This is a genomic window from Micromonospora sp. NPDC002296, assembly GCF_040296145.1.
Classification (GTDB): Bacteria; Actinomycetota; Actinomycetes; order Mycobacteriales; family Micromonosporaceae; genus Micromonospora.
In genome coordinates, this window is record NZ_JBEOWQ010000093.1 from 1 (window position 1) to 8,581 (window position 8,581).

Here is an 8,581-nt window from a genome sequence, read left to right on the forward strand (position 1 = left end):
GGCCCGGCACCGGCCGGTGCCGGGCCACCTCGCTGTCAGGGGTGCCGAGCTGCGCCAGGGCGCTCAGAGGGCCTCCTTGCGGAACGTCCGCACGCCCCAGTACAGACAGAGCCCGGAGAGGGCGACGATGACGAGCCCGCCGCTCCACACCACTGTGTCGCCCATCCGGCCCTCCACGATCGCCCGGACCGCGTCCACCGCGTAGCTGAGCGGGTTGACCCGGGAGAGCGCGTACAGCCAGTCCGGCCCCTGGTCCATCGGCAGCAGCGCGCCGGACAGCAGCAGCACCGGCATCACCGTGCCGCCGAGCAGCGGCCCGAAGACGTACTCGTGCTTGACCTTCAAGGCCAGGGTGTGCGACGTCGCGGCGATCGAGACCCCGGCGAGGGCCCCGATGAACAGCACCAGAGCGATCTGGCCGGGGCCGGCGCGGAACCCGAAGAGCGTCGACACCGCCAGCAGGATCACGCACTGGATCAGCAGGACGCCGACGTCGCGCAGCACCCGGCCGAGCAGCAGCGCGATGCGGCTGATCGGGGTCACCTGCAAACGTTCGAGGACCCCGGACCGGATCTCGGGCATCAGGACGTAGCCGGCGTAGGCGGTGCCGAAGAGGGCCATCTGGATCACCAGGCCCGGCACGAACCACTGCCACGAGTCCTCGTCCGACCCGAACCCGCCCAGCAGCGGCCCGAACAGCAGCAGGAACAGCATCGGTTGGGCGGTGCCGAGGACGATCACCAGCGGCTGCCGGACCAGGGGCCGCACCGAACGCATGAACATCAGGCGGGTGTCCCGCAGGAACCGGTTCCCACTCCGCTCGGTCACGTCGCGTCCCGCCCTTCTCTCATCGCCCATCGGCCGACTCCCGCAGCGTCCGTCCGGTGAGGGCCAGGAACACGTCGTCCAGCGTTGGCCGCCGGACCTCCACCGAGTGGGGGATCAACCCGGCGTGGTCCAGCTCGCGGAGCAGCACCGGCATCACCCGGTTGCCGCCCGGGATCACGAACCGCACGAAGTCCTCGCCGATCGTCGGCTCGTCGGCTCCGTCCAACCGGCCGACCACCTTGGCGACCGCCGTCGGGTTGTCCGTGCCCAGCACGATCAGGTCGCCGGAAACGCGCTGCTTCAGCTCGTCCGGAGTGCCCTCCGCCACGATCCGGCCGTTGTCGATGACCAGGACCCGGTCGCAGAGCGCGTCGGCCTCGTCCAGGTAGTGCGTGGTCAGGAAGACCGTGGTGCCGTGTTCCGTGCGGAGGCTGCGGATGTGGTCCCACAGGTTGTTCCGGCTCTGCGGGTCCAGGCCCGTCGACGGTTCGTCGAGGAAGAGCAGTTCCGGCTCGTGCAGCAGACCGAGCGCGATGTCCACCCGGCGGCGCTGGCCGCCCGACAGGGTGGAGGTGAGCCGGCTGGCGACCCCGGTGAGGTCGAGCCGTTCGAGCAGCGTCTGGGTGCGGGCCCGGGACTCGCCGGCGGACAGCCCGTAGAGCTGGCCCTGGGTGACGAGTTCGTCGATGACGAGCTGGTCGTCGCTGGCGCCGCTGCCCTGGGCGACGTAGCCGATGTGCCGCCGCACGTTGACCGGGTCCGTGAGCAGGTCGTATCCCGCTACGGTGGCCTCACCCCCGGTCGGGCGGAGCAGCGTGGTGAGCATCCGCAGGGTGGTGGTCTTGCCCGCGCCGTTCGGCCCGAGGAAGGCGACGATCTCGCCGCGGTCGACGTCGAGGTTGACTCCCCGCACCGCCTCCACCGTCTGGCGCTTCGAGGTGAACTGCCGTTTCAGGTCGCGCGCCTTGATCATCGAGCACCTCGCAGGGCGACGGGGCAGCGGGCGACCGCCGTCCTGGGGAACCGGCCGGGGCGATGACCGGCCCGGCCGGGTTGGGCCGCCGGGGGGCACGCCGGCCGGGGTGGGCGGTGCGTCCGTGCGCGTCGGCGCGGACGGTGGTGCAGGGTGGACGGGCCGCCGGGCCGGAGGGCGACGTCGATGTCGCCCCCTGCACCGGGAGCGGGAACGGAATGGGGATTCTGGGCCGTCGTCCGGCCCGGCTGGCGCGGAGGCGGGGCCCCGCCGAGTGGCGATCCCGAGCCTCGGGGCGGCAGGAGGCCGAGCCTCCTGAGGAAGAAGCACTTCGATCGGCGTGCCAGCCGCCCAGCCTTCAGTACGTGGGTGAACAACGTGGTCATCAAAGACCTTTCGAACCGACGCCTCCATGCCTGACGCTGTCCGCCACCGGCACGCGACGCTGTGCGACAGCGAACCACGAACCTCGTCCGGTCGCAAGCCTGGACGGGGCGACGGCCTGACGGAGCGGAGCCACCGATTCGACGCGACCGGGTGGCGGAGCCGTAACCATTTCCTCCGGTGTCGACATCCCTTCCGGGGTAAATTCCCGAAATTGCTGCCAGGTGACCCGGAAAGGTCGTGTGGTGGCCGGTCGTGCTGGTTTCCGTGATGTGCCCGCGAGTGCTTCTTGATGCATCTCGAAAATTGCTTGAAGGCTGGTCAAGCGGCGCTGGAACCGCGTTCTCCTGCCCCGGGTCAACTGATACCTCTTGGGGGGCTCTGATGTCAGGCCCCATGGCAAACGGGAGTAGGAAATGGTGTCTTCGCCCTCTCCGACAGATCGACTGTCGACCCCATCCGCCTTACCGGCGCGGCTTCCCTCGCTGACCGGAGGCCGGGTGATCCTGTTCGTCCTGGCCTTCTCCACCCACGCCCTGGGGGCCGGTCAGTTCTTCAAGAACCCCTCGATCAACGGCGTCGGCACGGCGGTGCCCTCCGCCATCTCGACGCTGTCCCTGTTCTTCGTGCTGAGCGGCTTCGTGCTCACCTGGCAGGAGCCCTGGAAGAGCACCCTGGGCTCGTTCGCCCGCAAGCGGTTGGCCAAGATCTTTCCCAGCCACATCGCGATCTGGGCCTTCACCCTCGCCATGATCGCGGTGGTGGGCCCGATGACGCTGATCGGGCAGACCCCGCTCGGGCCGGCGCTGGCGAACCTCTTCCTGGTCCAGGCCTGGATCCCCGACCCGACGTACGTGTTCAGCGTCTACGGCATCAACTGGTCGGTCTCGGCGGACATCGTCTTCTACATCTCCCTGCCGCTGCTGATCCACCCGATCCTGCGCATCCCCACCCGGCACCTGTGGTACTGGCTGGTCGGCCTCATGGCCGTCATCGCCGTCCTCCCGGGGGTGGTCATGGCGGCGGTGGACGCGCCGGTGTGGTGGATGTGGGCGCCGCTGTCGTTCCCCGAGGCCTACCTCTCCTTCTTCTTCCCGCTGTCCCGCCTCCCCGAGTTCCTGCTGGGCGTCATCCTCGCCCGCATGCTGCAGACCGGCTCCTGGCCCCGGTTCCGCCTGTGGTGGGCGGTCGCGGGTACCGCCGCGTTGTGGCTCGTGATGACCTGGCTGCCGCCGATCTACAAGAGCAGTGGATTCATGGCCATCGCGGTCTGCTTCTTCGTTCCGATTGTCGCGATGCGGGACATCGAGGGGCGCTCCCGGTGGCTCAACCGTAAGCCGATGGTCGTTCTCGGCGACGCCACCTACGCCGCCTACCTGACCCAGTGGCCGCTGCTCGCCATCGCCCGCGATGCGATCGGGCCGACCGTCAGATTCGACACCTGGGCGGGCGTGCTCCTGGTGCTCGGCCTGCTGGTGCTGAACATGTTGATCGGCCTGGTGCTCTACCGGTTCGTGGAGCGTCCCGTCCTGCGCCGGTTCGGCCGGACGCGAAGCGAAAGGGAACGCGCCCGGCTGCGGGAGGCCGCGGTGTCGGAGCGGGCGCAGACGGTCGGCTGACCCGACGGGGAAACCGGCGACAAGTCGTTGGCGGGTCCGATTCCGCGGTCACGGGGAATGCGGACCCGCCATTACCGGTCGGCTCTCTTGAGCGGGAGTCGAGAGCTTCTTGCGAGCCTCGGCGTGCTGTCCGGTGCCGGTGTGGTGGCGATTCAACGGGAGGGCGAGAATGACAACCGGAAAACAGTTTCCCGCCGGGCCGGCGGCGGTCCCGCCGGCGGCGGCCACCGGCACGCGGGGCGTCCGCGCGGGCCGGCGTGTCGCCGGGCGGGCGTCCGGAGGCGGGAGCGGTCCGTGCGCCGCGTAGGGCAGGTGCCCTGGCCGACGGAGGTGGCCGAGGAGTACCTGCGCAGGGGCCACTGGCGTCGGGAACTGCTGGGCGCCCTGCCCGGCCGGTGGGCGCGGCGATGGGGCGACCGGGTGGCGGTGGTGGGCGGCGATCGGTCCCTCACGTACGCCGAGCTGGCCCTGGCCGCCGACGCCGTCGCCCGGCAACTGCTCGCGCTCGGTCTGCGCGACGGCGACAACGTCGTGCTGCAGCTGCCCAACCGGTGGGAGTTCGTCCCGGTCGTGCTGGGCTGTGCCCGGATCGGCGTGGCGCCGGTGATGGCCCTGCCCGCGTACCGGGACCACGAGCTGTCCCACCTCGCCGACGCAGCGGGGGCGGCTGCGGTGGTCGTCCCCGACGCGCACCGGGGCTTCGACCACGAGGCGCTCGCACACCGGGTGGCGGCCGGACCGGGCGGGCCCTGCCCGGTGCTGGTCGTCGGCGAGCCGGCCCGGCGGGACTCGGTGCGGCTGCGGGTGGAGCCGACGCCGCCCCCCGCGGACGACCCGCTGCGCGCGGTGCCCGCGCCCGAACCCGAGGACGTGGTCTTCCTGCTGCTCTCCGGCGGGACGACCGGTGGGCTGCCCAAGCTGATCGCCCGGACGCACAACGACTACGAGTACAACGTCCGGCGGATGAGCGAGCTGAGCGGCCTCACCGAGGACAGCGTCTGCCTCGTGGTGCTGCCGGCCGGGCACAACTTCGCGCTCGGCTGCCCCGGTCTGCTCGGCACCCTCGGCGTCGGCGGCACGGTGGTGATGCTGCCGTCCCCGGAGCCGGAGGCCGCGCTCGCGGCGATCGCGCGGCACCGGGTGACCACGGTGGCGCTGGTACCCGCGGTCGCCCAGCGCTGGCTGGACCGGTTCGACCCGGCCCGGGACGACGTGGACAGCCTGAAGGTCGTACAGGTCGGCGGTGCGCGCTGCCCGGCCGATGTGGCGAGCCGGCTGGGCCGGACCTTCGGGTGCACCGTGCAGCAGGTGTACGGCATGGCCGAGGGCCTGCTGAACTGCACCCGGCTGGACGACCCGTCCGACGTGGTCGTCGACACCCAGGGCCGGCCGATCAGCCCCGACGACGAGATCCTGCTGGTCGACGCCGACGGTGTCCCCGCCGAGCACGGCGAGCTGCTCACCCGGGGGCCCTACACCCCGCGCGGGTACTTCCGCGGCGGCGCGCACAACGCGGGCAGCTTCACGCCCGACGGCTGGTACCGCACCGGGGACGTGGTACGCCGGCACCCCAGCGGCAACCTGGTCGTCGAGGGCCGGACCCGGGACCTGATCAACCGGGCCGGGGAGAAGATCTCCGCGGCCGAGGTGGAGGACCTGGCGCAGCTCCTGCCGCACGTGCGGGCCGCCGCCGCCATCGCGGTGCCGGACCCGGACACCGGCGAGCGGGTCTGCCTGTGCGTGGTGCTCCGCCCCGGTGCCGCCCTCGCGCTGTCCGAGGTGCGCGAGGTCTTCCGGGCCAAGGGGGTGGCCGCGTTCAAGATCCCCGAACGCCTGGAGGTCCTCGACGAGCTTCCGCTGACCCCGGTCGGCAAGCCGGACAAGAAGCGGCTCCGGCAGCTGTTCGGTGAGCCGGTGGACCGGTGAGCGAGGGACCGCCGCCGACGTGTGCCCGCCCGCGACGGCGACCGCCGAACCGGCCGCCCTCGCGGGCCCGGCAGTTCCGATCGTCCAACTCCAGCGAGGGGTGACAAGTGCCCGAGAACGTGCGGTACGAGAGTTTCGAGGCGGAGGCGTCGGCCAGCCCACTGCTGTCGGCGGCCGGGCTCGTCCGGTCCGGTGTCTTCGACCGGTACATGGTCTACGAGAAGCACGGCGGGTTCACCGTGGCCGGCGGGATCGAGGCCGAACTGATCGCCGACCGTGACGGCGTCCGGTTCGTTCGCGACGGGGTCGAGCGGGCCGTCCCCTGGAACGACAGGGGACTGACGCTGGTCGCGGAGCTGCTGGCCGGGCTCCCGATGGCGGACTGGCGGGTGTACGGCTGGGCGGCGTTCGAGCTGTCGTACCTGCTGGCGGGGGACGCCGCGGCGGCGGGGGACGGCCGGCTGCTGCACCTGGTGGTGCCCACCGTCGAGGTGACCTTCGGCGCCGACCGGGTCACCGGCCGCGGGCTCGCCGGCGACCTGCGCGACCGGGTCGTCGACCTGCTGCGCTCCGGCACGGCGGTGGCCGAGGAGGGGTACGCGCGCAACGTCCGGCCGATGGACGTCGCCGGCTCCGGGCCGGACGCCGGTCGCTACCAGGAGGCGGTCGCCGGCGCGGTCTGGGACATCCAGCGGGGACGCCTCCAGAAGGTGATCCTGTCCCGGGTCCTCCCGGTGGAGTTCGAGATCGACCTGCTCGCCACCTGGGTCGCCGGGCGGCGGGGCAACAACCCGGCGCGGTCGTTCCTGTTCGACCTCGGCGGCCTGCGCGGCGGCGGGTTCAGCCCGGAGATCGTCCTAGAGGTCCGCCCGGACGGCGTGGTGAGCACCCAGCCGCTGGCCGGCACCCGGGCCGCCACCGGGGCCGCCGACGTTGACGACCGGCACCGGGCGGAACTGCTCAGCGACGCCAAGGAGATCTTCGAGCACGCCACGTCCGTGAAGGCGGCCGTCGACGAACTGTCCCGGTTCTGCGTGCCCGACTCGGTGGGCGTGTACGGCTTCATGACGGTCAAGCACCGGGGCAGCGTCCAGCACCTCGGCTCGATGGTCACCGGCAGCCTGGCAGCGGGGTGGACCGGGTGGGACGCCATGGCCGTCCTGTTCCCCGCCATCACCGCGTCCGGCATCCCCAAGCGTCCGGCGTACGAGGCGATCCGGCGGTACGAGCCGGAGCCGCGCGGGCTGTACGCCGGCGCGGTGCTCACCGCCGGCGCCGACGGCTCCCTGGACGCCGCCCTCGTCCTGCGCAGCGTCTACCAGCAGGACGGCCGAACCTGGCTGCGGGCCGGCGCGGGCATCGTGGAGCAGTCCCGCCCCGGTCGGGAGTACGAGGAGACCTGCGAGAAGCTGCGCAGCGTCGCGGACCACCTGGTGCCCGGCCCGGTGGCGCAGCTGGCGGGCTCGGGCGTGGCCGCAGGCAGCCGGACGATCCGATGAGGCAGGACGGGGCGCGACGATGATCGTGGAGATGAGTCCCTCGGCGACCGAGGCGGATCTCAGGCGGGTCGTGCGGCGGGCCGGGGTGGGCGGGCCGGAGCCGGTGGTCGTCCGGTGGCCGGGGCGACCGCCGGTGCTGGTGGTGCCGGCACCGGCCGTCCTGGTGGGGGAGGTGGACGACCTGCCCGGGGTGCACCGGGTGATCGTCTCGACCGTCCCGTACCACCTGGCCGGGCGGGATTTCCGCGCCGAGTCGACGGTCGTGGACGTCGGTGGCCACCTCATCGGCGCCGGCCAGCTCACCGTGATCGCCGGCCCGTGTGCGGTGGAGAGCCGGCAGCAGCTCGCGGCGGTGGCCACCGGCGTCGCCGCCACCGGGGCGGGGATGCTGCGTGGCGGCGCCTTCAAGCCGCGCACGTCGCCCTACTCGTTCCAGGGGCTGGGCGTGGAGGGCCTACGGCTGTTGGCCGAGCAGCGCCGGATCACCGGCCTGCCGGTCGTCACGGAGGCGCTGCGCCCGGAGGACGTGGACGTGGTGGCCGAGTACGCGGACATGGTGCAGATCGGCACCCGGAGCATGCAGAACTTCCCGCTGCTCCAGGCGGTCGGCCGGTGCGGTCGGCCGGTACTGCTCAAGCGCGGCATGTCCGCCACCGTGGAGGAGTGGCTGCTGGCCGCCGAGTACGTGCTGGCCGCCGGCAATCCGCAGGTCGTGCTCTGCGAGCGGGGGATCCGGACGTTCGAGACGACGAGCCGGTTCACCCTCGACCTGAGCGTCGTGCCGGTGCTGAAACGGCGTACCCACCTGCCCGTGATCGTCGACCCGAGCCACGCGGCCGGCCACGCCTACGTGGTCGCGCCGATGGCGATGGCCGCCGCGGCGGCAGGCGCCGACGGCGTGATGATCGACGTGCACGCCGACCCCGAGCGGGCCCGCTGCGACGCCGGGCAGGCCCTCACGCCGCCCGACTTCGCCCGGCTCACCGCCGACCTGGACCGGCTGCTCGCCGCGACCCGGACCGGGCTGGCGCTGGCCTGACCCCTCCGCCGCACGCCGGCGGACCGAACTGAAGGACCCCCGGGCCGGGGTGGGATCTCCCACCTCGACCCGGGGGTCCTCCGTCGTCACGTCGGCGGGCCGACGCCCGCCGCGTCCCGCCCGGCGGGCGGCCCGCGCGAGACGCGGACTGTCCGGCTGGGAAGGCTGGGCGGGCGACCCGGGGAGACGCGACTGGACCAGCGGGCCGACCAGACGTGGGGGGGGGGGGGGGGCGGCCCCCCCCCCCCCCCCCCCCAGGGGGAGCAGTGGCGACACCAGACCCGACCACCCCCACCCACAATGAACCCACCAA

General features: G+C 72.6%; 6 protein-coding genes. 4 read left to right on the forward strand and 2 right to left on the reverse strand.

What is annotated here, in order from left to right; translation table 11 throughout:
• Window positions 1-63: 63 nt before the first annotated feature.
• Window positions 64-828 carry an ABC transporter permease gene (locus tag ABT023_RS28570; protein WP_350889732.1) on the reverse strand — a complete coding sequence of 255 codons (765 nt, stop codon included), beginning with the start codon at window positions 826-828 and terminating at the stop codon, window positions 64-66.
• A 19-nt stretch (window positions 829-847) separates the two neighbouring features.
• The gene (locus ABT023_RS28575; protein WP_350889733.1) at window positions 848-1,801 is read right to left on the reverse strand and encodes an ATP-binding cassette domain-containing protein; all 954 of its coding nucleotides are present in this window, start codon (window positions 1,799-1,801) and stop codon (window positions 848-850) included.
• 800 nt (window positions 1,802-2,601) lie between these two features.
• On the opposite strand from ABT023_RS28575, the gene ABT023_RS28580 reads away from it, so the two are divergent.
• The 4 genes from ABT023_RS28580 to aroF all read left to right on the forward strand — a co-directional run bounded on the left by ABT023_RS28580 (window position 2,602) and on the right by aroF (window position 8,268).
• Entirely contained in the window at window positions 2,602-3,804 is a 1,203-nt protein-coding gene (locus ABT023_RS28580) for an acyltransferase family protein (RefSeq protein WP_350889735.1), read from the forward strand.
• Between the two features lie 294 nt (window positions 3,805-4,098).
• The gene (locus ABT023_RS28585; protein ID WP_350889736.1) at window positions 4,099-5,730 is read left to right on the forward strand and encodes a (2,3-dihydroxybenzoyl)adenylate synthase; all 1,632 of its coding nucleotides are present in this window, start codon (window positions 4,099-4,101) and stop codon (window positions 5,728-5,730) included.
• A gap of 107 nt (window positions 5,731-5,837) precedes the next feature.
• A complete protein-coding gene (locus ABT023_RS28590; RefSeq protein ID WP_350889738.1) occupies window positions 5,838-7,229 on the forward strand; it encodes a salicylate synthase in 1,392 nt (463 codons plus the stop codon).
• Between the two features lie 31 nt (window positions 7,230-7,260).
• A complete protein-coding gene (aroF, locus tag ABT023_RS28595; protein ID WP_350889740.1) occupies window positions 7,261-8,268 on the forward strand; it encodes a 3-deoxy-7-phosphoheptulonate synthase in 1,008 nt (335 codons plus the stop codon).
• Window positions 8,269-8,581: the final 313 nt, after the last annotated feature.